General features: G+C 56.9%; 30 protein-coding genes and 3 pseudogenes. 11 read left to right on the forward strand and 22 right to left on the reverse strand.

Features of this window, described 5'->3' with window-relative positions; all coding sequences use genetic code 11:
- Positions 1 to 270: 270 nt before the first annotated feature.
- The gene (pssA, locus tag DBR46_RS00335; protein ID WP_124524504.1) at positions 271 to 1,614 is read right to left on the reverse strand and encodes a CDP-diacylglycerol--serine O-phosphatidyltransferase; all 1,344 of its coding nucleotides are present in this window, start codon (positions 1,612 to 1,614) and stop codon (positions 271 to 273) included.
- 125 nt (positions 1,615 to 1,739) lie between these two features.
- Between pssA and DBR46_RS00340 the strand changes: the two genes are divergently transcribed.
- Positions 1,740 to 2,291, forward strand: coding sequence for a TetR/AcrR family transcriptional regulator (locus tag DBR46_RS00340; RefSeq protein WP_124524505.1), 552 nt, complete (start codon positions 1,740 to 1,742; stop codon positions 2,289 to 2,291).
- Positions 2,292 to 2,346: 55 nt separating this feature from the next.
- Complete coding sequence (locus DBR46_RS00345) at positions 2,347 to 2,826, forward strand: nuclear transport factor 2 family protein (protein ID WP_124524506.1); 480 nt, start codon at positions 2,347 to 2,349, stop codon at positions 2,824 to 2,826.
- 43 nt (positions 2,827 to 2,869) lie between these two features.
- Here the strand turns inward: DBR46_RS00345 and DBR46_RS00350 are convergent, their stop codons facing one another.
- The 4 genes from DBR46_RS00350 to DBR46_RS00365 form a co-directional block, all read right to left on the reverse strand.
- Complete coding sequence (locus DBR46_RS00350) at positions 2,870 to 4,027, reverse strand: PQQ-dependent sugar dehydrogenase (RefSeq protein ID WP_124524507.1); 1,158 nt, start codon at positions 4,025 to 4,027, stop codon at positions 2,870 to 2,872.
- An 11-nt stretch (positions 4,028 to 4,038) separates the two neighbouring features.
- Positions 4,039 to 4,353, reverse strand: coding sequence for a hypothetical protein (locus DBR46_RS00355; protein WP_124524508.1), 315 nt, complete (start codon positions 4,351 to 4,353; stop codon positions 4,039 to 4,041).
- A 117-nt stretch (positions 4,354 to 4,470) separates the two neighbouring features.
- Positions 4,471 to 5,370 (reverse strand): lipid A hydroxylase LpxO, encoded by a 900-nt coding sequence (gene lpxO, locus DBR46_RS00360; protein WP_124524509.1) that lies wholly within the window; start codon positions 5,368 to 5,370, stop codon positions 4,471 to 4,473.
- A 224-nt stretch (positions 5,371 to 5,594) separates the two neighbouring features.
- Positions 5,595 to 6,860: a Wzz/FepE/Etk N-terminal domain-containing protein gene (locus DBR46_RS00365; RefSeq protein WP_124524510.1), complete on the reverse strand. Its 1,266-nt coding sequence runs from the start codon at positions 6,858 to 6,860 to the stop codon at positions 5,595 to 5,597.
- Between the two features lie 308 nt (positions 6,861 to 7,168).
- Between DBR46_RS00365 and DBR46_RS00370 the strand changes: the two genes are divergently transcribed.
- Entirely contained in the window at positions 7,169 to 7,555 is a 387-nt protein-coding gene (locus DBR46_RS00370; protein ID WP_124524511.1) for a TIGR03067 domain-containing protein, read from the forward strand.
- 137 nt (positions 7,556 to 7,692) lie between these two features.
- Here the strand turns inward: DBR46_RS00370 and DBR46_RS00375 are convergent, their stop codons facing one another.
- On the reverse strand, positions 7,693 to 8,499 hold the full coding sequence (locus DBR46_RS00375) for a bifunctional 2-polyprenyl-6-hydroxyphenol methylase/3-demethylubiquinol 3-O-methyltransferase UbiG (protein ID WP_124524512.1): 807 nt from the start codon (positions 8,497 to 8,499) through the stop codon (positions 7,693 to 7,695).
- Between the two features lie 155 nt (positions 8,500 to 8,654).
- On the opposite strand from DBR46_RS00375, the gene DBR46_RS00380 reads away from it, so the two are divergent.
- Positions 8,655 to 9,893, forward strand: a complete 1,239-nt coding sequence (locus tag DBR46_RS00380) for an MFS transporter (protein WP_218569318.1) — start codon at positions 8,655 to 8,657, stop codon at positions 9,891 to 9,893.
- Positions 9,894 to 9,969: 76 nt separating this feature from the next.
- On the forward strand, positions 9,970 to 10,296 hold the full coding sequence (locus DBR46_RS00385) for a DUF2388 domain-containing protein (protein WP_124524514.1): 327 nt from the start codon (positions 9,970 to 9,972) through the stop codon (positions 10,294 to 10,296).
- A 71-nt stretch (positions 10,297 to 10,367) separates the two neighbouring features.
- On the opposite strand, the gene DBR46_RS00390 is transcribed toward DBR46_RS00385, so the two are convergent.
- The 6 genes from DBR46_RS00390 to DBR46_RS30190 all read right to left on the reverse strand — a co-directional run bounded on the left by DBR46_RS00390 (position 10,368) and on the right by DBR46_RS30190 (position 13,888).
- The gene (locus tag DBR46_RS00390; RefSeq protein WP_124524515.1) at positions 10,368 to 10,592 is read right to left on the reverse strand and encodes a hypothetical protein; all 225 of its coding nucleotides are present in this window, start codon (positions 10,590 to 10,592) and stop codon (positions 10,368 to 10,370) included.
- Positions 10,593 to 10,612: 20 nt separating this feature from the next.
- The gene (locus DBR46_RS00395; RefSeq protein ID WP_124524516.1) at positions 10,613 to 10,792 is read right to left on the reverse strand and encodes a hypothetical protein; all 180 of its coding nucleotides are present in this window, start codon (positions 10,790 to 10,792) and stop codon (positions 10,613 to 10,615) included.
- 390 nt (positions 10,793 to 11,182) lie between these two features.
- The gene (locus DBR46_RS00400; RefSeq protein WP_124524517.1) at positions 11,183 to 11,671 is read right to left on the reverse strand and encodes a hypothetical protein; all 489 of its coding nucleotides are present in this window, start codon (positions 11,669 to 11,671) and stop codon (positions 11,183 to 11,185) included.
- Between the two features lie 107 nt (positions 11,672 to 11,778).
- A complete protein-coding gene (locus DBR46_RS00405; RefSeq protein ID WP_124524518.1) occupies positions 11,779 to 12,294 on the reverse strand; it encodes a GNAT family N-acetyltransferase in 516 nt (171 codons plus the stop codon).
- A 773-nt stretch (positions 12,295 to 13,067) separates the two neighbouring features.
- A complete protein-coding gene (locus DBR46_RS00415) occupies positions 13,068 to 13,385 on the reverse strand; it encodes a hypothetical protein (RefSeq protein WP_177413980.1) in 318 nt (105 codons plus the stop codon).
- A gap of 311 nt (positions 13,386 to 13,696) precedes the next feature.
- Positions 13,697 to 13,888: a hypothetical protein gene (locus tag DBR46_RS30190; protein ID WP_158619142.1), complete on the reverse strand. Its 192-nt coding sequence runs from the start codon at positions 13,886 to 13,888 to the stop codon at positions 13,697 to 13,699.
- Between the two features lie 146 nt (positions 13,889 to 14,034).
- Here DBR46_RS30190 and DBR46_RS00425 point away from each other — a divergent pair.
- Positions 14,035 to 14,241 (forward strand): annotated as a pseudogene (locus tag DBR46_RS00425) (nucleoid-associated protein); the annotation flags it as partial.
- A gap of 540 nt (positions 14,242 to 14,781) precedes the next feature.
- Positions 14,782 to 15,462: a site-specific DNA-methyltransferase gene (locus DBR46_RS00440; RefSeq protein WP_124524522.1), complete on the forward strand. Its 681-nt coding sequence runs from the start codon at positions 14,782 to 14,784 to the stop codon at positions 15,460 to 15,462.
- A 50-nt stretch (positions 15,463 to 15,512) separates the two neighbouring features.
- Here the strand turns inward: DBR46_RS00440 and DBR46_RS00445 are convergent, their stop codons facing one another.
- Positions 15,513 to 15,734 carry a hypothetical protein gene (locus DBR46_RS00445; protein ID WP_124524523.1) on the reverse strand — a complete coding sequence of 74 codons (222 nt, stop codon included), beginning with the start codon at positions 15,732 to 15,734 and terminating at the stop codon, positions 15,513 to 15,515.
- Positions 15,735 to 16,312: 578 nt separating this feature from the next.
- On the opposite strand from DBR46_RS00445, the gene DBR46_RS00450 reads away from it, so the two are divergent.
- The 3 genes and pseudogenes from DBR46_RS00450 (at position 16,313) to DBR46_RS30450 (ending at position 18,233) form a co-directional block, all read left to right on the forward strand.
- Entirely contained in the window at positions 16,313 to 16,522 is a 210-nt protein-coding gene (locus DBR46_RS00450; RefSeq protein ID WP_124524524.1) for a hypothetical protein, read from the forward strand.
- A gap of 471 nt (positions 16,523 to 16,993) precedes the next feature.
- A complete protein-coding gene (locus DBR46_RS30445) occupies positions 16,994 to 17,956 on the forward strand; it encodes a fimbrial protein (protein WP_124524525.1) in 963 nt (320 codons plus the stop codon).
- A gap of 67 nt (positions 17,957 to 18,023) precedes the next feature.
- Positions 18,024 to 18,233: pseudogene (locus DBR46_RS30450) on the forward strand (hypothetical protein).
- A gap of 107 nt (positions 18,234 to 18,340) precedes the next feature.
- Here DBR46_RS30450 and DBR46_RS00465 read toward each other — a convergent pair.
- Positions 18,341 to 18,529: pseudogene (locus DBR46_RS00465) on the reverse strand (helix-turn-helix domain-containing protein); the annotation flags it as partial.
- Between the two features lie 168 nt (positions 18,530 to 18,697).
- Between DBR46_RS00465 and DBR46_RS00470 the strand changes: the two are divergent.
- On the forward strand, positions 18,698 to 19,375 hold the full coding sequence (locus DBR46_RS00470) for an SOS response-associated peptidase family protein (protein ID WP_124524527.1): 678 nt from the start codon (positions 18,698 to 18,700) through the stop codon (positions 19,373 to 19,375).
- 19 nt (positions 19,376 to 19,394) lie between these two features.
- Here the strand turns inward: DBR46_RS00470 and DBR46_RS00475 are convergent, their stop codons facing one another.
- From DBR46_RS00475 to DBR46_RS00510, 8 genes are all read right to left on the reverse strand, one after another.
- Complete coding sequence (locus tag DBR46_RS00475) at positions 19,395 to 19,766, reverse strand: hypothetical protein (RefSeq protein ID WP_124524528.1); 372 nt, start codon at positions 19,764 to 19,766, stop codon at positions 19,395 to 19,397.
- A gap of 75 nt (positions 19,767 to 19,841) precedes the next feature.
- A complete protein-coding gene (locus tag DBR46_RS00480; protein ID WP_124524529.1) occupies positions 19,842 to 20,099 on the reverse strand; it encodes a hypothetical protein in 258 nt (85 codons plus the stop codon).
- Positions 20,096 to 20,467 (reverse strand): hypothetical protein, encoded by a 372-nt coding sequence (locus tag DBR46_RS00485; protein WP_124524530.1) that lies wholly within the window; start codon positions 20,465 to 20,467, stop codon positions 20,096 to 20,098. Before DBR46_RS00485 ends, DBR46_RS00480 begins: the two co-directional genes overlap by 4 nt.
- Positions 20,464 to 20,973: a glycoside hydrolase family 104 protein gene (locus DBR46_RS00490; protein ID WP_017736527.1), complete on the reverse strand. Its 510-nt coding sequence runs from the start codon at positions 20,971 to 20,973 to the stop codon at positions 20,464 to 20,466. Before DBR46_RS00490 ends, DBR46_RS00485 begins: the two co-directional genes overlap by 4 nt.
- Before the next feature lie 58 nt (positions 20,974 to 21,031).
- Positions 21,032 to 21,274, reverse strand: a complete 243-nt coding sequence (locus DBR46_RS00495) for a hypothetical protein (protein ID WP_124524531.1) — start codon at positions 21,272 to 21,274, stop codon at positions 21,032 to 21,034.
- Positions 21,271 to 21,561 (reverse strand): hypothetical protein, encoded by a 291-nt coding sequence (locus DBR46_RS00500; RefSeq protein ID WP_124524532.1) that lies wholly within the window; start codon positions 21,559 to 21,561, stop codon positions 21,271 to 21,273. The genes DBR46_RS00495 and DBR46_RS00500 overlap by 4 nt, the downstream gene beginning before the upstream one ends.
- A complete protein-coding gene (locus tag DBR46_RS00505; protein WP_177413978.1) occupies positions 21,558 to 22,325 on the reverse strand; it encodes a phage tail protein in 768 nt (255 codons plus the stop codon). Before DBR46_RS00505 ends, DBR46_RS00500 begins: the two co-directional genes overlap by 4 nt.
- A 65-nt stretch (positions 22,326 to 22,390) precedes the next feature.
- Entirely contained in the window at positions 22,391 to 23,047 is a 657-nt protein-coding gene (locus DBR46_RS00510; RefSeq protein ID WP_124524533.1) for a hypothetical protein, read from the reverse strand.
- Positions 23,048 to 23,076: the final 29 nt, after the last annotated feature.

Here is a 23,076-nt window from a genome sequence, read left to right on the forward strand (position 1 = left end):
GCATCGCGCCTGACCCGCGGTGCGCCAGAGGCCCAGGGGCCGGGGTGCAATGGAAACGGGAGTTGAGTGGCAAGGCTGAACGCGCGGTCATGGCCGCCTACGCGGATCATCGACATGGTCTTTTCTCTCTACCAATGGAAACGGCAAGAGTCCTTGTCCCTAAGAACTGTCGAGAGAAAATCTACCTAGCCCTTCCTAACGCAAGCGTCAGCAAAGTCCTAAAGCCTTGCAGGCAATCAGTGGGAATTATTTGGCCACAGTCAACACAGGTCAAAGTATCCGGTACAGCAACCGCTCAATCCGCACCCGGCTGACCCGCCGCAGAAACTTGCCGACCGCTTCGGGGTAATCCACCAGGGTCTGCAATTGCTGATAACCCTCGATACGCGTGGCGTGCTGGAAAATCTGCGCCAGCTCGGTGCGGCGCGGCTCCAGCCACTGGCCTTGAGGATCATCGATCAGCAAGGCGTTTTCCAGGTCCAGGCGGAACGCCCGTGGGTTGAGGTTGTTGCCCGTCAGCAGCGTATAGCGCTGGTCGACCCACATGCCCTTGAGGTGATAGGTGTTATCACCATCGCGCCACAGGTGCAGGTTCAACTGGCCGCTGTCGAGCATCGGCTGATGGCGCTTGGCAAAGCGGCGCAGGCTGATTTCGTACAGGTAAGGCAGTGCCGCGATCACCTTGAACGGCTCGCTGGGCGGGATGTAGAAGTCGTTGGCGGTCTTGTCGCCGACGATGATGTCGATTTTCACCCCACGGGCCAGGGCGCGATTGATCTCGCGGGTCACCGGCAGTGGCAGGTTGAAATAAGGGGTGCAAATAGTCAGTTGCTGTTGGGCACTGGCGATCAGCTCCAGGATCACCCGGCTCAATGGGTTGTTCTTGCCCACGCCGAGCAGCGGGCTGACCGACAGGTGACCATTGGGCAACTGCCCCGTCGTGGTGTCATAGGCCGCGTGTTTCAGGCGGCTGCGCAAGTCGCCGATGTCGTTGCGCAGGCTGCGGGTGGTGGGCGGGTTCGGCAGGTCCAGGCGATGCACAGCCTTGGACGCCACCAGGCCATGTTCCACCAGATGCTGCATCGAATCGGCCAGCGGCTGGTTGTGGATCAGGTGGTAACGGTCGAAGCGGTACTTGTCGAACTTGTGCAGGTACACGTTGTTCAGGCTCGCGCCGCTGTACAGCACGGTATCGTCGATCACAAAGCCCTTGAGGTGCAGCACGCCGAACAACTCGCGGGTTTGCACCGGCACACCGTACACCGGCACTTCACTGGCGTGGCGCTGGGTCATGGCCTGATACCAGGCGCTGTTGCCCGGCTGTTTGCCCGCACCGATCAGCCCGCGTTGGGCACGCAGCCAGTCAACCACCACCACGATGTCCAACTCCGGGCGCGCAGCCTTGGCGGCGTGCAGGGCGTCGTAGATCTCCTGCCCGGCTTCGTCGTGCTGCAAATACAGGGCAACGATATAGATGCGCCGGGTCGCCTGGGGGATCAGGGCCAGCAGGCGGCGGCGATACGCATCGGCGCCAGACAGCACGTCAATCGCATCGGGAGTGAGGGGAAAACCGCGCAGTTTTGGTAACAGGGAGCGTTTGAAGAACGACGGCATAGGGCTCGCAATGGGTCGAATCCGAAGAGGCACCGAGCTTACACCATGGGGGTGCTCAGGTCTCGCTGCGGCGCATGGAAAAAATCTGATTGACCAAGAAGAACGATCGTTCTACTGTTTGCAGCATGAACGACATGACACGCGACATTATCCTCGACGTTACCGAAAAGTTGATCTATCGCCATGGCATCGCCGCCACCGGCATGGACTTCCTGGTGAAAACCGCCGGTGTGTCGAGAAAAAGTATCTACCGTTACTTTGCCAACAAAGATGAGTTGGTGATTGCCGCCCTGCAGCGCCGCGACGAGCGTTGGCTGCAATGGCTGCGCACGGAAGTGGAGCGCCAGGAAGGCAGTGGCGAACGCCTGCTGGCGCTGTTCGACGCCCTCAAGGCCTGGTTCGGTTCGGCCGACTTCCGTGGCTGCGCCTTTATCAATACCAGCGGTGAAACCGGCGACCCACAAGACCCGGTGCGCCTGTTGGCCAAGGCCCATAAACAGAAACTGTTCGAGTACGCACTTGAACTGTGTCAAGCACATGGCACCCCCGACCCGCAGCAGCAGGCCGCGCAACTGCTGATCCTGATCGATGGCGCCATTACCGTTGCCCTGGTAATGGGTGATTCAACTGCGGCCGATAATGCGCAATGCATGGCGCGAACGTTATTGGCGCTTTGACCCCATAGGCCAGGCAACTTTCCGATAATCCCTTATTGTTTTAAGGAGCATGCCAATGTCATCCAACATCGATGTACGCCCACCCTTGCCGCCCTTTACCCGCGCATCGGCCATCGAGAAAGTGCGACTGGCCGAAGACGGCTGGAACTCCCGCGACCCGCAACGGGTGTCCCTGGCCTACACCCTGGACACCCGCTGGCGCAACCGTGCCGAATTTGCCCACGGCCGCGAGCAAGCCAAGGATTTCCTCACGCGCAAATGGGCCAAGGAACTGGACTACCGCCTGATCAAGGAGCTGTGGGCCTTCACCGACAACCGCATCGCCGTGCGTTATGCCTACGAGTGGCATGACGATTCGGGCAACTGGTTCCGCTCCTACGGCAACGAGAACTGGGAGTTCGACGAAAACGGCCTGATGGCCAATCGGTTTGCCTGCATCAACGACCTGCCGATCCAGGCCAGCGAGCGCAAGTTCCACTGGCCGCTGGGGCGGCGCCCGGATGATCATCCGGGGCTATCGGAACTGGGGCTCTAGCCTGTAGCCGCAAGCTTGAAGCTTCAAGCTTGCGGCTGGCTGCTCAGTCCTGATTCAAGCCCACGCGGTACAACACGCCATCATCCTCATCCGTCAGCACATACAAGTAGCCATCCGGCCCCTGGCGTACATCGCGAATGCGCGCTTTCAAACCGCCCAGCAGCCGTTCCTCGTGGATCACCTTGTCGCCATCGAACTGCAAGCGGATCAACTCCTGGCTGGCGAGTGCGCCGATAAACACGTTGTGCTGCCAGGGTTTGAAGCGGTCGGCGTCATAAAATGCCATGCCACTGATGCCAGGGGACTGCTCCCAGACATGATGGGGCTGCACCGTGCCCTCTGCGGTCTTGCCTTTGGCCTCCGGGATTGGCGTCAGCGAATAGTTGATGCCGTGGGTCGCCAACGGCCAGCCGTAGTTCTTGCCGCGCTCGATGATGTTGATCTCATCCCCGCCACGGGGCCCGTGTTCGTTTTCCCAGATCGTGCCACTCCACGGGTTCAGCGCCAGGCCTTGTGGGTTGCGCTGGCCGTAGGACCAGATCTCCGGCCGTACACCTGCCTGGCCCACAAACGGGTTGTCATCGGGCACGCGCCCATCCGGGTAAATGCGTACGACCTTACCCTGCAATTTGTCCAGGTCCTGGGCGGTCGGGCGATCGTTGTTCTCGCCCAAGGTCACGAACAGGTAGCCGTCACGGTCAAACGCCAGGCGCGAACCAAAGTGGTTGCCGGTGGACAGCTTGGGTTCCTGGCGCAGGATCACCTTGAAATCCTTCAAACCGCTGAGGTCATCGGCCAAACGCCCACGCCCGACAGCCGTGCCGGCGGTACCGCCCTTGCCGCCACCTTCGGCGTACGACAGGTACACCATGCGGTCCTGCTTGAAGTCCGGCGACAGCACCACATCGAGCAAGCCGCCCTGCCCTTTGGCCCACACTTGCGGCACACCACTAAGGGGCGCCGACAGTTTGCCGTCCGGGCTGACGAAGCGCAGATGGCCTGGGCGCTCGGTCACCAGAAAGCCTTGCTTGTCGGGCAGAAACGCCACGGCCCATGGATGATCCAGGCCCTGGGCGATCGGCGTGACCGTGAGGCTGCCTTGCTCGCTGGGGAATTGTTGGGGGCCAGCAGCGTACACCGCCGACAGGGGAAGAACGGTGGTCGCGCAAAAGGCGGCCAGAAGGGTTTTACGTAGGTGCATTAGGCGAGTCCTTACCGGCGATTGCCGTTGGCATCGTAAGTGGGGGCTTTGGTTTCGGTGGCTGGGCGGCTGGGGGCGGTGTTGCGCGTGGGATAACGATTGCCGATGCCGCCGTTTTCCAGGGTGGGTGCGCGGGGCGCCGGACCGATCTGAGGCCCGCGCACGGCTGGCGCATTGGGCTGGGTGCCCTGCATGCTATTGGGGTTGGCCCGGTGGATCGGGCTGTTGTTGGCGTCGTTACTGCCCGGCAGGTTTTGCGCCTGGGCACCGGGGAGAATCAAAACGCCCAATGCCAGCAGTGCAAGGTGGCGTACATAACTATTCATGACAAAGCCTCTCATGGGCGAGTTGTACGTGCTTTCGATAACACGCTACGCCCAGGGTTCGGCTTTGGTAACTAAATAGTTTCTCATCAGGTGTAACACGATCTGTCTGCGAGACATTCAGATCAACAGGAAAATGGCCGCCAGGGCTGCAAAAATCGCCCACTTCTCCAGGTAATAACGCGTGCGGTTACGCTTTTTCAGCGCTTTGCCGCGCAGGCGAATCTTGTACAGCCGGGTAAAGGCGCGGTTCAGCCCTCCGGTCTTGTCGCCAGCGTCATTGGGTGAGCCCGCCGCCGCCATCACGTTGCGGCTGAACCAGCGGTTGAAGGCCGCCGCCCAGCGGTATTTCATTGGCCGTTCGATATCGCAGAACAAAATGATGCGGTTCTGCTGCGTGGCGTTTTCGGCGTAATGGATGTAGGTCTCGTCGAACATCACCGCCTCGCCATCGCGCCAGGCATAGCGCTCGCCATCCACGTTGATATAGCAGGCCGCATCGTTGGGCGTATCCAACCCGAGGTGGTAACGGTAGGAGCCGGCGTAGGGGTCGCGATGGCGCACCAGCTTGGAGCCTGGCGGCAACTCGGCAAACATCGCCGCCTTGATCGAGCCGATGCCCTGCACCAGTTCAGTGGTGCGCGGGCACAGCTTCATCGCCGAGGGATGGCTGTCGCCGTACCACTTGAGGTAGAAGCGCTTCCAACCGGACTTGAAGAACGAGTTGAAACCCACGTCGTTGTACTGGTCCGAGCGCTTGATTGCGCCGGCACGCATCAGGTTCTGCCCTTCCTGGCGAATTTCTTCCCAGTGTTCCTGCAGTGGGCTGAGGTCTGGAAAGTCGCTGGGGGAAAGATAAGGTCGGCTGGGCAGTTTGGAGAACAGATAGAGAAAACAGTTGATCGGTGCCAGGAAGGTGGAGTGGTCGCTCAATTGGCGGCCCAGTGGGTGGCGCACCCGACCACGCAAGTGCACATACGCAATGGAAGCAACGTAGAGGACAACAATAATAAGTTTCACGGTATTTCGTCACACGTCAGGAGAAAACAGGCTGCTCCTGCGTGCCCACGACGGCCGAGGTTTGGATAAGCAGCAGCTGAAATCACAATTCACAGACAGGCAGCGCAGGCGACTCAGTGACAAGCCGCTGCGTGACCATTTGGCAGATATTTAGCCACAACTTGTAACTAAAGGTTAGCAAATAATTGTGAAAAGCTGTCCACTCAGCCTACTTATTGCGGCACCTATCGTCCTCGCGGAAGGCCCCGGCGCAGGCTCGCAAAATACCGCTCCATCGCCACCAGCACGCCCAGCATCAAGCCAGTTAACAGGCTCAACGCCACCACGAACGCCTTGCGGGGTTTGATCGGGGCCAATGGCTCTTGGGCCGGGCGGTCGATCGTCGCCAGCTGCAACCCGCCCATATCAAGATTGAGCGCACGCAGCCGGGTGGTTTCCGTGCGGAGCCATTCAACATCCTGTAGGAACATGTCCTCGTTGCCGCGCGTTTTCAGTGCGTCAACCTCGCGATTGACCTCCAACAAACGCAGCTTTCTGTTGATTTCGGCGACGCGCTCGTTGGTCACGTCGTCACTGCTGCGTTGTTGCAATACCGCACGCTCAGCTTCCAGCACTTGTGTCCCCATGAAAAACAAAGGGACCGTTTGCTGAGACATCTCCGTCACCTGGCTTGCCCCACCCATTGCCGATGGCGTGGTCGGCCTTGTGATGCCGACGGACCGCGCAATGGCAATGGCTTCAGCCAGTTGCGCCAAGCGATGGGAGCGCTCCTTTGCCATCTCCTCGCGCAGGGCGCCGAGTTCATCCTGCAGTTGGCCACGCTTGATGGCATCACTCTCCAGCAGCCTGGCGATTTTCGCGGACTTTTCGTTCTCATAGTTTTCACGGGCGGCATCGATCTTGCGGCCGAGCTCCGCGAGACGATTGTTGACGATCACCTTGATATCAGCCGCTACGCGCTCACGGTGGCGAGCAATCGCGTAATCGACAAAACCATTGAGGATCGCTACTCCACCGCCGCCCTGGGGGTACTGCATTTCCAGGCGTATATAGGTGCCAGGGGCGGTGCTGTTTTTCGGATCGGGCAGCACCTGGCTGACGAGGCTGCGGTCAAACGCGTCAAAGCTTCGCTCCTGGCTTTGCCCTGGCCGCTGATACGTTTCGAATAGCGTGGCATTGGCGTTGAAAAAACCAAGCCGGGTGTCATAGGAATCCAACTGCAACGCCACTTTGCTCAATGCGTCGGCCGGCGACAGTGGGTAGACCTCGGAGCGGTTGAGCGCGTCCAGCTCATTGAGCTCGACCGGCCTCAGTACGCTGCTGGCCTGGTACACCTGAGGCGCAAACATCGCGTAACCGATACCCAGGATTGTAGCGATGGCTGCGCACGTGAAGACCAGCACGCGGTGTTTCCAGAGCCCATGGGCCAGTTCAAAAAGATCGATCTCATCCGAGGCCGGATGCGCAATAGTCGGGGGGATTTTGTTCACTGTAAGTTCGCCCTGAAGAGTGGTTATTCAGCGCCCAACAACACAGACCTGAATAACGACGGAATAAACAGGGGGCAACGTCAAGGGCGAAAGAGGCGCCCTTTGTTACACGCGAAAGCATAGGAGGTTACGTGCGTGACGCTGCCCGAGGGCGAGAAAATAGCGCCAATCCATTGCCTACAAAGGGGAATTTTGCCCAAACACAAAGAATAGAGACGAGTCCTACAGCCTTTGGAAAACTGATTGACTGAATACAGCCCATTACCGCTAACTAGCGTCGAATAGCCCTTCAACAAAAAGGAATTTGTATGTCGCTTAACACAGATCCAGACCTGCAAGCCCTGCAAGGTATCTGGGAGCAAACCGCACTGGAAGACAGTGGTGTGCTCAATCCCGTCGATGCCCACAGCGCTCCCGGCGCCATCACAACGATTGCAGATGATCGATTCGAAGTGACGACCGTCAGTGGCGAGGTGTTGCTCGCCGGACGGTTTTTCCTCGACAGCACAACCACCCCCAAGGGCATAACCTGGATTGACAGCATGGGCGATGACGCCGGCAAGCACCTGCCCGCCAGCTACCGTCTCGAAGGGGATGAGTTTGTGTTTATTGCAGCGGATGAGCACATGCCACGCCCGAGTGAATTCCGCACCGGCCCGGGCCAGACCATGCGCACTTTCATACGCCGGGCCTGATCCGTTCCACGTGCGAAATCAAGACAACCTTTTCACACGCCCTTCACTTTGCGACCTATAGGGTGAAGCCTACCTACTCCTGTAAATCCCTTGGCCCGCCTCTTCTCGCGGGCCTTTTTTTGCTCGCGCGAACCGGCTCAGCGCTTCGTGGCGGTCAAGGTGAAGCACAATGGCAATTGCGCAGGCTGGTGCTCATATTGGTCATAGAGTTCCTCGCGGTTGGAGTGCGGGTACTCCTGCAGGTGGCCAATCTGCAGTCCCGCCGCTATTGCGCCGCTGACCAGGCTACCCATCGTGTGCACGAACCAATAGGACGTCGGCCCCGCCACCTCGCTCAGCCCTTCGTAAACGATGGATTCCTGCAACACAAAGGGATCGCACTGAAAGTACGAACTGGCGGGCAGCAACGGGTTGCTCGCGTGCGGGTCGAACACTTCCAGGAACGGGTGGGTTTCATACATCACCAAGGTGCCGCCCGGCTTCAAGGTACTCGCGACGTGGCGCATAAACAGCGCCACATCCGGCATCCAACCCAGTACACCGATGGTGACCAAGGCAACGTCAAAACGCCCGTGCAACCGCTCGGGTAAATGATGGATATCGGCTTCGACGAACTCGGGAGAGTGAGGCGAGACCTCGGCCAGTTCCTGTGCCTGCTGCAAAAACGCCCGGGATTGATCGACCCCCACCACCGACCGCGCGCCCAGGCTGAACAACGACAGGCACTCACGCCCGTTGTTGCAGCACAGTTGCACCACGTCTTTGCCGGCGACGCCGACGTCTTGCAGCAAAGCGGTGATGGTGGAGTCCAGGCGCGAAAAGCCTGGATCGGCGACTGAGCGCAGCAGGTTTTTCCAGTTATCCGTGTCTTTGTGCAACTGGGCGGACTCATCCCAGGCGTGCTTGTTGCTGGTGATAGCCTCTTGGGCTGAGGGCATGTCCATTGCGTCTCCAGAACTTCGTAACAATCGGGCTCAGAAAATAAGCCAAGCGCCCACCAAATAAAAGCCCGTCAACCCCGCGAAACTTATCGCAAACCCCGCAGGTCATTAACGCAATGGGTGTTCAGCCGTTGAACGCCGCCCCCGAAGCCTCAGCCGTGACCCCACACCCAGACCTGCGTAACACCCTGTCCCTCGACAGCCTGAACTTCTTCCTCGCCGACGTGCGTGACGGCCTCGGCCCCTACCTGGCGATTTACCTGCTGGCCGTGCACCAATGGGACCCGGCGAGCATTGGCGTGGTCATGACCCTGGCCGGTATCGCCGCACTGATCAGCCAAGGTCCGGCGGGCGCGCTGATCGATCGCACCCGCAGTAAACGCGCCGTCGTCGCGATTGCCGCCATCCTGGTCACCACCAGTTGCCTGCTGTTGCCCTTTGTCAGCTCATTCAGCCTGGTGGCCTTGACCCAGTCGGCCAGTGCGGTCGCTGCGTCGGTGTTCGCCCCGGCGATTTCGGCGATTTCCCTGGGCATTACCGGCCCCCGCGCCTTTACCCGGCGCACCGGGCGCAACGAGACCTTCAACCACGCCGGCAACGCCACCGCCGCCCTGCTGGCCGGCGGCCTGGCCTATCTGTACGGACCGGTGGTGGTGTTCTACCTGATGGCAGCCATGGCGCTGGCCAGTGTGGTGGCGATCAGTTGTGTGTCGGCAAACGCCATCGACCATGACATCGCCCGCGGCTTCGACCCCGACCACGTCACCGACCACGCGCAACCTTCCGGCATGGGCGTATTGCTAGCGAACCGCCCACTGCTGGTATTCGCCATCTGCTGCGCGCTGTTTCACCTGGCCAATGCCGCGATGCTGCCGCTGGTCAGCCAGAAACTCTCGCAAATCAATCTGCACCTGGCTACGCCACTGACCTCGGCGTGCATCGTCGCCGCGCAACTGGTGATGGTGCCAGTGGCCTGGCTGGTGGGCATCAAGGCGGATAGCTGGGGACGCAAGCCGCTGTTGCTCGCCGGATTCATGATCCTGCCGTTGCGCGGCGTGCTGTATACCCTGTCCAACGACCCCTACTGGCTGGTTGCGGTGCAAATGCTCGACGGCATCGGTGCGGGCATCTTCGGCGCACTGTTCCCGGTGATCGTCAAAGACCTGACCCAAGGCACCGGGCGCTTCAACGTCAGCCTGGGCGCCCTCTCCACCGCCTTCGGCCTGGGCGCGGCACTGAGCAGCAGCCTGGCGGGTTTTGTCGTGCAACAGGCCGGTTATGACGCGGCGTTCCTGACCTTGGCCGGTGTGGCAGCCGTGGCGTTGGCGCTGTTGGCATTGGCAATGCCGGAGACCTTCGCGAAACCAACGCTCGCACGGCAACCGGCAGTGGCCTGACAACGGCGGTGATGTGCGCTTTGGCGCCTATACCCTGTTATGGTAGCGCCCTCAGATCGCAATGGAAGCGTCACGAATGTACCCATGGAAGACGCTAGCCGTAGCCGTCATGGCTTTGACCGGTACTCAAGCAATGGCCGCGGAAAATGCCAATCCTTTTGATAAAGGACTGATGATTACCACCTTTCTGCCGACCATCCTGATCGGCGGAATCACCTCCCTCACGACCGAGCCACCCAAGCTGTTCAAAACCGCCAAGACCGATGCCCTGGCGTTTGTTGGATCAGGCGGCGAGATCCGCGGTGCGGAGTTTGAGCAGGCGTCCCGGTATTACCGTGCGACCTACGCAGCGCCCCTGATGTCCGATATGCAACTGGCGGAGGCGATTGCGAGCTTGTTCTGAATTGAGGCGCAGGTTGTACATCGGTCTTGTGCCTGTATTTTCTTAACGTGCTGGCTCGTTAGGGTATTGATTCAGGGATCAAGCTGCGTCTCAGAAACAAATTCGTAGCGTCTTTCGCCGCTGTCTTCGAGTACCGCTTTCAACGCCTTGGCCCGTCGCTCCAGGCAAGCATTGAAGCCCGGACTCTGAGGGGCGCCGAAATCCAGGCAAGGATCACGGTTATCCAGCGGTTTTCGTGGGCTGGAGCATCCAATCAACAGTAGCGCCGCCGCTACCGCAGTTATCAAAATCCGCATGTCGTTCCTTCTTTGGGGTGTCACTGTGCCTTTGTCGAGTGCTTGATCAGCAAGACGCCAATCAAAATAAACACCGCTGATTTTGCCGCAGAAAAAAGAGCATCTTTTCCGATAAACAACTCAACGGCCGAAAAGAGCAGTGCAAATATTCCCACTATCGCCAATCCATAGCCAACCGGCCGCATAGCCCTATGAAACATCTTTCGTCTCCCTGAAAAACTGAAATTGTAAGTTTTCGCACCCTGTAGCGCTATCAATCATCCGAGATCACGGAGGGCTGCGCCTAACGCTTTCCATTCGTAGCAGGGATGAAGCTGCCAACAAATAAAACGCTCGCAGGTCCTACAAGCCAACTGATGGATGTTCCTGGACTGACAACTGGCACAGCGAAAGTAACTGCAAACAAGCCTATTCCTGTCCATAGCCGCCTACGCGGCGTGAGCCATTCTCGAATCCTTTCCAGCCTTTTGCCCATTGGAACGTTTCCTGTTTGATAAGCGGCAAAGCATATCACTCGGTTTTACGAATCATGCCTGCCGGTGAGGTGCGCAAGGTGACGCTTTTTCTTTGTTGAAAGGTGGATCTGATCCCTACGTTCGATGCGCCTTCAAATAGGCAATTGCATCGGCGAACTGTTGGGCCAGACTGAGGCTGCGAACATTTATCTTTCGAAGCTCAGCGCCGCCGACCTCCTGAACGATCACCACGAACCGGTTTGCCTTTACCTTGTGCTGGTAGATGTTGACCGCTCCTATAGAGCTGATATAGATCCGTTGCCCCATTTCCCTGGTAATCACTCGGGAGTTGCTGGCAGCAATTGCACCGCCACCCATTACAGCCGCGCTGCCAAAGCTACTTCCATCCGAAACAATGCCATCTGCCAGCAGAATGTACTGATCCGTTATCACAACAGACTGAGGCCTGTTTTTGGTGTTCCAGTCCTCATAAAACCCTTGTTCCACCGCTTCTATCGCTTTCTGCCTGTCCATACTCGGAGGTGGTACAGCCGTGTAGTCGAGCTGTTTATGGCCGCACCCTGCCAGCAGCAACGCCATTAACGCCACCATCAAAATTCGCATGTCGAAACGTTCCCTCTATGATTTGGCGGGACTGTAGCATTGAGGACGTCAGATGCAAAAAGCCTAGTGCGGGCCTTCGACGACGATAACTATGTGTTCCCTCGCGGCTAGGTAGACGTGCCCCGCAGCGCCTTAAACACCAAACTTGGCGATTTACCTGGGACGTCATCCAACTGTCCATAGGGTTGCATGCCGATCTTCTCTAGCACCCGGATAGAAGCCATATGATCTGGTCTGACTAGCCCGTAAACTTCGGACAAGTAAAGCTGTTCAAATGCATATGTAAGCGCATCTCGTCCTAACTGGGTTGCATACCCACGACCCCACGCTTCGACCGCGAAGCGATACCCCAGATTGACGCACTGTTCAGTCAAGTAATCGTGCAGGGAAATGCCACCGAACCCTATGACGTGCTCCGGCGCATCGCTCCTTGCAATAGCCCACACGCCGTATAGATGCTTGTCCCAATGCTCGATCCAGCGACCCAGTAAATCCTGTGCGCTGACAAGATCAGTCATTGGGCCTGCCGGGTTGAAAAGGTTGGTTTTGGGGTCGCTATAAATAGTGAATAGCCGCTGTACATCAAATGGCTGCGGCGTTCTATAAATCAGGCGGTCCACCATGCTGAAACTCTCCAATACCGACCAAGATCTACGCAGTCTTAATCGCCTACTGTGGCGCGGGGCTGTAGCACTGGGGGGCCAGATGCAAAAAGCCCAGCGGGGGGGGTTGGGCGTTTCAACCGCGAACTACACGAGCAGTAACTTCGCACGGATCCAGATAGGCTAGCGTGTCGATGTCAGATCGCAAAAACGCAACCCAAACTTAGTACCTACCCTCTGGATCAGTTTCGTAAAAAAAACGAAAGCATTTACCAAGGAAACGCTTGGTAAACTTTTCGCCGACCTCCCTTCTTGCCCGTCATCATGATCCCTCATGCAAAGGCGCAGAGGTTATCACTGGCCTGTGCACCCATCCAGCGTGGATGGTATGCCAGTAACCACGCCCAAGCTCTCCGTAGTTGCGTTATAACTTCTCTCCGTAGTAGCGGAGAGTAGGAAGCTCGAAGCCCACACAGGAGACGAACGGCCTGGCCTGCAACCAGCAGCGGGGAACGGGTAACGGGAAACCAACCGAGGGTCACCACAGTGGAAGCAACAATCATCAACCGCTCATGAAAAGGCCACCGCGGACGTGACCTTGCGCCGCGAGAGCTTCAGTTTCTACGCATTCGATGATCAGTGACGACTCGCTGCGTCGCGATCGCAGGGCGCAGGAAAGGCGAATGGCTCAAATGCGGATGGTGCGCAGGACAGAGTGCGCTGAATTGACGGTTTGAGTTGATGCTGGTCCGCGGAATTGGCCCAGCATTTGATTGCTGGGCCAGAAGGGTAAGTTAAAGCAATACAGTGGAAAGCATGCCCAATGCTCCCAGGACAAACCCAATGAGTGCGCCCCTCCCTGGTGCTTCATGAAACAGAGACCAAACCACAACGGGCTCCAAAAGCAACAAAGAGGTGACTGATACCACCGTTACGATCCAGATATCTCCGACTGCAATATATCCAAGCCAGTAGGCACCCAGCAGACAAAGTCCTGCAAAACACATAAGCGCGACGGGAAGGATGAACGCTTCCCATGAAGCACTTCCTGTTTGCGCAAGTTTGGCGGCTACCACCTCACTGTAGATTGCACAAAACTCACCTACCACCATCAACCCTAGAGCAGAAACTCCGAGTAATTCTTTGGACATATCAAAAACTCCTTCGTATTCAGCGCAATATTTTTCAGCTCCCAGTTGGCGATGCCGCTGTTGAGGAGCTTGTTGCAGTTATACGAAGTAGCCTTGAATAGGCCTGAATTACCGAAGTGCTTTTCCATGCTCATGTCCTTCAAAGGGTGTGAGTCTCAGCGCCGAAATAAGGCACTCGTTCAGATCATACGGTTCCAGAACCATTCTGAACAAGCCGCGCCACAACAACCTGTAGCGCGAGCCCCTAAAGGCCTGCGCAGACGACCGCCCTATCAGATCTCGCGGCCAGGAACATATTTCCTGCGCAGCTCAGTTGCGAAGTCAATTGCTTGGTTGAGGGTTACGAACACTGATGAAACGGTGCCATCAGGACTGAGGACCGTAAAGCCAACAACAACGCCCTCGGCGTCAATTTCCTCATACACCCTAAAATCTCCAACCCATTTTACTGGCTTACCACGCATCAACCACTCCTCATTCACCGAACCATTTCGGCCGTCCGTAATACCCCAGCCCACACCAAATTGCCACCACCGGTAGCCGGAGGGCGGCGCTTACTCGAGCTAAACGAAATGCCTGTACGCCATAGCGTCACCCACAAGATCGACAAGAAGCCCGAACGCTGCTGAAGGCGTTCAGTGACTTCGTTGAGAGCGAGGACATGGTCGAAGATGCGGCCCGCGAGAAGACGCACACGTTGGTCAGCTACTCGATGGCCCAGGCCAAGTTGGGCGAGCCGATTACCCTCGACGAACTGTCGGGCCTGATCGATGAAGACCGGCCGAAGAACTTCTACGACTTCATCAAGGCGAAGGAGGTTCTACGGCGCGAACTCACCCAGGCTTTCGCGAGCAGTTGGGATGGCATATTCAAGCAGCTCCAACGGGACATTCTGTTCGAAAAGCGTCACCTCAAAACGCAGCGTGTGGTCATTCCTGAATATATCGAAGACCAAATCGTTGTCCCGCCAACACTCAATCGCCAAACCGTCATGCCCCTTTGTCACGTGTGAGGCGGTAAAAAACTTGTATTCAACTCCGTCTACGACCACATCGCACCTCCCTATCTGAGGTGGCAACGATATCTCTCCCCTCTATGAGTTTGATAGCCGCCGTAGCGGCAAGGACGAAGTCATGACCACTGAAAACCAAAACTCCGAGCTCGAACTGAGCGACTCCCAACCGGCACGGCCCGGATCTGCGCTGCTACAGCGTCGGCGATCAAGACTGGGTAGCGGCAACCAGCGAAGACGAAGCCCGCCGTGTATTGGTCGAAATGAACGGCGGCGACCCGGCCGACTAAGCGGACTGGGATGTCGAGTTGACCAGGGAAAACATGCTTGATCGGCAGTGGACCGATGAGGATCCACCGCACGCAGAGTGTGGCTGCCTTCGCGACTGGCTATCACCACCTACCTGATGGGTACGGCATGGCCGGACAGATAGGCCTTGAGGAAACACCTGCTGAATTTGTCGGGCGTCTCGTTGAAGTATTTCGCGAAGTGCGCCGAGTACTGCGTAATGACGGCACCGCATGGGTAAACATGGGCGACACCTACGCATCAATCGCGGGTGGATACGCACCTGGTGGTTCAGCAGGTAAGCACGACATGGTTTCTCAGGCTACCCGCGGGGCGGTACTGCGTGGCAAGCGACGATCACCGCCGATAGGGCTCAAGCAGAAAGACCTGATGGGTATCCCCTGGCGCCTCGCCTTCGCCCTTCAAGATGATGGCTGGTATCTGCGCCAGGACATCATTTGGCACAAGCCGAACCCCATGCCTGAATCCACCATTCCTCCGGACCTGATCAGGCCTTGCATCCTGGCCGGCGCCCCACTCGGTGGAATCGTGCTTGACCCTTTTGGCGGCTCAGGTACCACGGCGGTCGTAGCCATGCAGGAAGGTCGCAAATCAATCCTGTGCGAACTCAACCCGGAATACTCCGCGATGGCTGAGCGCAGGATCGCGGCGGCCTGGCTGGACGGTGCGGCGAAGATGGACGTTTTCCGAGACACAGTGCAACACCCAGCAGCCTAACCTCAACCCCCCTACATGCCTGCCGGTGAACGACGGGCGAGGCCTTCCACTCACGAAAGCCCATCAAACCAGCCCAACACCCTTAACGTCTTGGAAAACTGTTTTTCATTCGCCAACAACACCAGCAGCACCAAACCGCTCCCCATAACGATACAAAGTCCACCCCCTGTTCCATCAATGACAATCAGAAGCCCCCCCAACGCCAGGAGTGCAACACCGAACGCCCCTACCCACTTTCGGGCCTGCTTTTGCTCGGGATACTTGTCGAACATCCATTTTCTTCCCACCGAGTAACATCTCGATCAACTGTAGACCAGCCGCGACCACTCACTACCCACCATCCGCGGCCAGCCCCCCCATGTCAGCAGCCGAACACATCCAGCAAACGCCTCCCACCCCCAAGCCACTAAATATCCCTCGTCGCCTGCCATACAACTGTCGCCTCACATATGCGACAATGCGCGCCAAATTCCAACACACATCCCCAATTTTCTGCTCAGCGACCGGGTTTCGCGCCTTGATGTCGCTGTTGATGCATGCCTGAAGGCTCCTGCCGTCACGCTCGCAACCCATTGATAGGTAAAGTAATTGATCTCCACAGCTAACATCACCATGCGGTCTGGAATGCATTGTGGTGATTAGCCGTGATCAGTGTTTATTGGGCGAAGTCGTCGTGAGTAATCACTCGTAACGCACCGAAATGCACCCGTTGGTTCCAGAAATGGTCCCAACGGGGGAATTTCGGCCCATGCCGAAACTGCATAACCCTCCCCTTCGGCGTCCTGCCGACCTATATCAAATCCCAAGCTTCCGCCGGCTGCTAAGCTAATCACTCATAAGAGGAACAAGCATGCCGAATTCAGACCTTCTACCTTCACTGCTCTCCAAGCTTTATGAGAATCAGCTGGCCCTTGAGGCATCCATCATGGAGTTAACAAACTGGGTGGAGCAGCGCGGCTCCACTGAAGTCGCCGAGAACATCCGGGGGGCACTGCACGCCATCGACCAGAACGAAGAGTTCATCAAGCTGACCCTAGCCGTCCTGATAGTGCCTGACTGATCATCGGGCAAACCTGCTTTTTCCAGAGGACGCAACGCGGATAGGCCAATCTGGCCGATGTGAATTGCGCAGCTACATTTATGCACCGCGTTGAATCGCCACCACCTCCAAGATGCATGCTCGCGGACAGATCGATCTGCCTAATAAAAAGAAGTGGCCATCCTACGGACGCGGCCGCATCCGTCGCTTTTCAAGACCGATAGTCAAATTCAGGCGGGGGTAGCCTCATAGGCTATCAGCTTTCCACAGTTCAGATAAAAGAGCAGGCCTGCAGCCCTTATTCTATTTGGAATTCGGCCTTGTTTTTGACACCGGTTCACCCCCTCACCCGACGCTCTGACGGCCGAATACGATCAACGCAACGAAGGCTGTCATCGCAAGCAATAATCTAAGAACTGTCTTATTTTCTCAGTCGCACGTAATCGATAGGGTATCTCGTCGACGTTCACACCTACCCCGGTTATCAAAAAAATGCGCATTTCAAAAAAACACTATTGGCTATCCTCTTTGATGACTGTGGTAGCCACGAGCTTTTTTGGCTATTCATCTGAAACATTGGCAGCGAACTGCAGGATGACCCAAGGTGGCGAATTTACGGCTAACTTCGCCGTCAAGCCAATCGCCTTGACAGTCCCTCGAGATGCACCTGTAGGCACGGTGGTTTATGAAGAGTCCATAATGGCGCCACAACAAGGTTTTACCTGCCCTTCGGCGTCCCCCTTTATTTTCGCACTTAACCCTACGCTAGGTAGCGTCGCTACCGGTAACGTTTTTCCTTTGGGTAAAACCGGGCTATCACTCAAAGTCAAAAACACAGTAAATGGCTATTTAACTGCGGACAGAATTCTCACTGGCCAGGGTTACATGGACGTCTCCAGGGCCTACACCATTGAAATTATTAAGTCGGGTGAACTGTCATCGAAAAATGAGGTTCCTGCAGGCAATCTGGGGGCGCATCGGTTCGGTGACGTTGACATTGTAAAGATCAATCTGGCCAACCCAATCATTTTAAACGCCGCATCCTGCGTGACTCCGGATGTATCTGTTCAAATGGGTGATGATTATTATCTTTATGAATTCAGCAATGTCGGTGATACGTCACAAGCCGTTAAATTCAATATTGGCCTTCACCAGTGCCAGACAGGCATCCAGAAGGTCACGTACTCCCTTAAAGCTACCACTCAAGTCATTGATCAGAAGCAGGGCATCGTAGCGTTGAATGCCAGTTCGACCGCCAAAGGCATCGGCCTGAAACTAATGGACGACGCAGGCCAACCCGTTGCTTTGGATACCACTTATCAATTCAACGGTTTCAGTACCACAGGCACAGACTTCAACATCCCTCTTTCTGCTTCTTATTACCGCCTAGCCGATAGCGAACTCAAAGCTGGCACTGCAAACACATCAGTAACTTTTATAATGAGTTATCTGTAAAAACACGATGAGCTTCTTACTGGAATAGAGTTGAATGCTGCCCTGTTCACCTCACAGAGGAACAGCCATGCCTAACTCAGACCAGATCCTTCCCCTGCTCTAGAAGCTCTACGAAAATCAGCTCGCGCTTGAGGCATCCATCATGGAGCTGTCAATGTAGGTCGAGCAACGTGGCTTTGCTGAGGTATCCGAGATCATCCAAGGAGCTCTGCACACCATTGATCAGAATGAGGTGTTCATAAAGCTGACACTCGCAGTACTAATTTCGCCGGAGTGAATTCGCCAGTGCAGAATTCAGTGCACTCGGATCTTGGACTCGCTTTGACTCACTGGTGGTAACCCGCAATCACCAGTGAAGTCTGCGGCCCGATTCTGCATTCGCTGCCCAGTAACAACATAAAGAACGTCGATGCCGACCTTGGCGATCGACGCTAGATAGTCAGCCCGCGGAATTCTAACCCCGGCCTCATAACGACCTTGAGCATTCACCTCCACTCCCCCTGCGGCACCGAGCATGGTTTGAGTTAAGCCGAGGCGCAGCCTTTCAGATTTTAATCTAGCACCGATACCCATTTAAAATACCCTCGAACAAAAGCCTTTTTGAGAAGATTACCATCGAGTTTTCGGCGCCGCAGCACAGCTTAAATCGGCATCTCATTCTGGTCTATCTATCGCGCTCGTCCGCACTACACGCTTAGCGGTCACGAACTACACTGACTGGAGATAGGGAGGGGCGCGGGGATGTGCGGGAGACTTACGCAGTATCGAGGAATCCACGATTTCGTTGCCGCGCTGAGCATGCCCAATGCCCTGGCGAACTCCGTGGGTGACCAGCCGATTGAGCGCTACAACGTCGCCCCGTCCACACAGGTAGCGTTGCTGCATATCCAGAACGATCTGTTGCACGCTGACTCCGTGCGCTGGGGATGGCGGCCTCATTGGGCCAAGGACCGTGCCGCGCCGATCAATGCTCGCGCAGAGAAGGTGGCCCACGGCCCGTTCTTCCGGGCGATCTGGCCGCACCGGGCAATCACGCCGATCGACAACTGGTTTGAGTGGGTTGATGAAGGCGGCCCCAAAAAGCAGCCCTATTTGATTCGCCGACGCGATGGTGCGCCGGTATTGTGTGCAGCCATTGGCCAACTACCCGACGCCGATGAAGGCCCAGGTGAGCACGATGGCTTTGTGATCATTACCGCCGATAGCGCTGGCGGGATGGTGGATGTTCATGACCGGCGCCCCGTGGTTCTAACGCCGGACCTTGCGCGGGAATGGCTGGACCCTGCCACGCCCAAGGAGCGTGCCGAGCAGATGGTGCTACACCAGGGCGAGCCGTCGGAAGCGTTTGAATGGTTCAAAGTCGACGGCTCTGTGGGAAATGTACGAAACAAAGGATCTAATTTGATACTACGGGCTTAGTGAGCCTTCCCAAGTCACCTCACTTTCCTTTCGCGGTTTTTGAAACCAGCCTGTCTTTGTTGGTCGGCTTAGCAGTCGCCTCTCCGACCGTGAACTGACTAGTAAAGTGATTGAGGAACGTTTCAATAATATGCCCGTGATAAAATGCATATATCTCGGATGTAACGATCTCACCTGCTGGCGGAATCACATTGAAAATCAACTTCCCACTTACATCAGTCCGGGCTTTGAAGTAACACTTCCCCCCCCAACGTTCCGACTTATGGGTGTAATAGTCTTGCTTGTTTTTCATCCACGTAGTAATAGATCCTTCCTTTTCCTTTTGCTTGATGCGGTCATCGAATGCTTTAAGTAGGGACTTCGCAGAGCTGGTGTAAAAACGTACCGACATCGTAAATCTCCTTTTGATGAAGTTGAATCAATATCATAGTGCCACCGTACCATGCAATCGTGAGTCGGAAGTACCTCAACGGCATTCTCTAACTGCCGCCACAAGCTGGCGCTCATATCCAATTCGCTGTCGGCGCTCGGCAAGTAATGCACGCACCTTCACCTCCAAACTGTCGGACTTCTTAAGGCCAGCGGCCGCCCAAGACGGCACCGCTATCTCTTTCGTCTTACATGGCACTGGCACCGGCACCTCAACACGAACGGTGCGCACCTCGAGCTCCGAGGTCGCGCACCCCGCCAGCACTAGGGCCATCACCACCAGCAAAGACTTCATAGTCCCAACTCCTTGTCGATGATCAATGAGGCGGCCTGAGCGGGATCACCGCCGATTTGCTCCCGCAACAGCCGGTTGGCTGCCTCGTAGTCTGGCTGGGCCTCTTGGGCGGCTTTCTCCTGCGCCAGCGCAGCATTCCGCTCCCGCAGTTCACCTGCCAGCACCAGCTCGCCGAGCTTCTTGCCCTGCTCTCCCGTCAGTGTTACCAAGTTGTCACGGGCGGCATGGGTGGTGGCTAGGTCACTATTGGCCGCATCGAGCAGTGGCCGGTAGTGGGCGGCGGCACGCCAGACCCCGACGCCGGCGCCCAGGACCAGCAGCAGCGCCACGGCCAGGCCAAGGCCGATCAGCTTCTCCAGCGATGTCACGACATCACCCCGCCCGCCAGTCGGTACTGCTTCAGCAGGTCCTCCAACCGGTGTTCCCGCTGGCCATACCCCGCACCCGGTAAGCTGGCCCAGATGTTCCGGCACTTCGAGATAGCCGTCTCGATCCGCCCGGCAAGCACATCAGGCAAAGCCCGGCACTCTCGAATATGTTGCAGGGCCAGCAGGTCCTGGCTGATCGGGCTGAAGTCAGGCAGCTTGAGCAGTGCCTTGTAGTGCGGCCAGTCCTTCAGCATCTGCTGGTACCGACCGGAAGCATTGGACGTGAGCCCCTTGCTGTTGATGACCTTCGAGGCGCGCCCCTTGGCGAATGGGTGGTCCGTGAAGTCCTTAAACACCTCAGGCTTGCGGTCTATGCCGGTCACGATGACGTCGTAGCCATCCATGGCCGTGGCCGGCGAGGTGCTGGTGCCCTCGGACCAGCCGAGCATATCGAGGAAGGCCAGCGCATTGCGGCCGCCGGCGAGAGATTCGGAAAGTCGTGCCATTGCTTTTCTCCAGACAAAAAAATACCCGCTCATGGCGGGTGGCAGTGTTAGGGCGGCGTCAGGCTGCCGGAATCACTGGCAGCGGGTAGCGCGCCTTGATCGCTGCGACCGATGCGAGCCACGCTGAATAGTCAGGCTCCAAGCCCTGGCTGAGGGCGTCGTAGTCAGCCTCCAGGCGGAGCGGGTCGGACTCAGCCAGGTAAGCCGCACGACGGGAAGCCATCACCGCCTCGCGTTCGGCCTGGATCTTTTCCGCCTGCAACTGCCCGGCGGTTTTCATCTTGCTGAAGTCGATATTCATTGAGGAAGACTCACGTTGCCGTCGGGCGGGTTGACGATATCGGCAGGAAACATGCCGGCGGCAGTAGCATCCGGGCCGAGCGGCAGCAGGATTGTGAGCTTCAGCTCTCCGTTGAGCCGAGTGACATCCCCCACCACGAACTCGCTATTTACCGCCGAGGCCGGCAGTACCGCCCCTTCAGGGATCTGGCTGAAGTCGAAGCGCTCATCGTTGATGATCAGCACATCGCCGCGTTTCTGGATGCTCAGTGCTTTCGAGGGCCCTTGCGGGCTCAGTTGAATGATCATGCTTTCCACCGTCCAATTGCGACAAGCCAGGTTGAGTACACGCGGCTTGGCTGTGCCACCGCCGCAACATTGAAGTAAGACCCCTGCGAGGCGCTGGCAAAGTTGTTGCTTAAAAACGACACAGCATTGGGGGCTTTCGCGGACCCAAAAAAGGTGGGTGCCGCATAGAATGCCTGAGGATAATTCCAGGAAAATGTGCTGCCGATAAACAACCCAGTCGCAGCCGAGGAAACCGTATCTGTGTTGTCGACGGTCCTCGTGCAAATCAGCGTCCCATCCAGAAACTTGGTGTAGTCGCCGTTGGCGTTAGTGCCCCGCTCAATGATCGCGCCGGCGGAGTTCAAGCCAACAACGTCAGCTACGGCTGCAGAACCCAGCCCAAGCGCGACCCTGGCCGCCGTAGCCGTTGTGGCGCCCGTGCCGCCCTTGTTCACCGGCACGATGTTCTCGGTTGCGACTGTGCCCAGGCTTGCGAGCGTAGCGCCCCAGTCATTAAGGATCTGTCGCACCTGGTCGGCCAGGCCCTTGGTGTAACCCTGCACCGGGACAATCGCGTACGTACCGGCTGCGGCTGTAGCGCCACGGTAATTCGGGGAGATCGACAGGACGGTGTTGCTGGCGACGTTGGTGACCTCGTACCAACCACCGTCAGGACCGAGGAACGCATCGCCTACTCGGGTGTTGGCGACAAAGGATGTGCCAGCGCCTGTGACGGTATTGTTATTCAAAGTTACTGCAACGGTGCCGGTTCTATACCAAGGCATATTTTTCTCCAGGCAATAAAAAACCGCACTTGGCGGCTATAGAGTTCTGCTCGATCTGCAAACAGCTATGAAATTGGTTTTGCGAAAACGACGGGAATATAGAGTGAAGTTTGCAGGTCAACCCCAACAGCTTGAATTACAAGCCTGTCATTTTGATATTCCCAGACCGCATACAAATTCCCTTGCCTAGATGTTCCTCCCGCTATATCCATTGCAATGTTATTCAGCAGCATATAGTCGCCACTACTCAGCGGCGATGGTGCCGTCCAGCTAAGCCTGCTCTGTCCCTGCGGATCGCTGCTTGACCCTAGGTAGGTCCAAGCATTTATGGCCCTAGTAAACTGCGCACAGGGAGTACCGCTATCAAAGAGAAGCTTTGAGCTTCCATCCCATAACCGAAAGCCATAAGTGGCCGTGGGTTCTGACTTGAACGCCGCCGTAAACCATTTGCCTGAGGTCGCTTGACCTACCCGCCCGTGAAAGGAAAATCCAGTCCAGGCACCAGACGATCCCAGAACAACGCAAAAACACAGTATGTTGGATTGATCAGGCCTGACAAATATCAGTGGCGGTTCGTCAGTGGTTATGGTTTTTGAAAACGACACACCAACTCCCGCTCCGGTACCATTCCAAGTGCCTTTTTCAAGCACTACAAGCCGTGCAAACTCAGAGTCCAGAATCACGACATCACTGTTATTTGTAAAGGTCACTCCATAAGTCATTATCGAAACCTCATAACAAGAAGTCTTTG

The organism is Pseudomonas sp. KBW05, from assembly GCF_003852405.1.
Lineage (GTDB): Bacteria > Pseudomonadota > Gammaproteobacteria > Pseudomonadales > Pseudomonadaceae > Aquipseudomonas.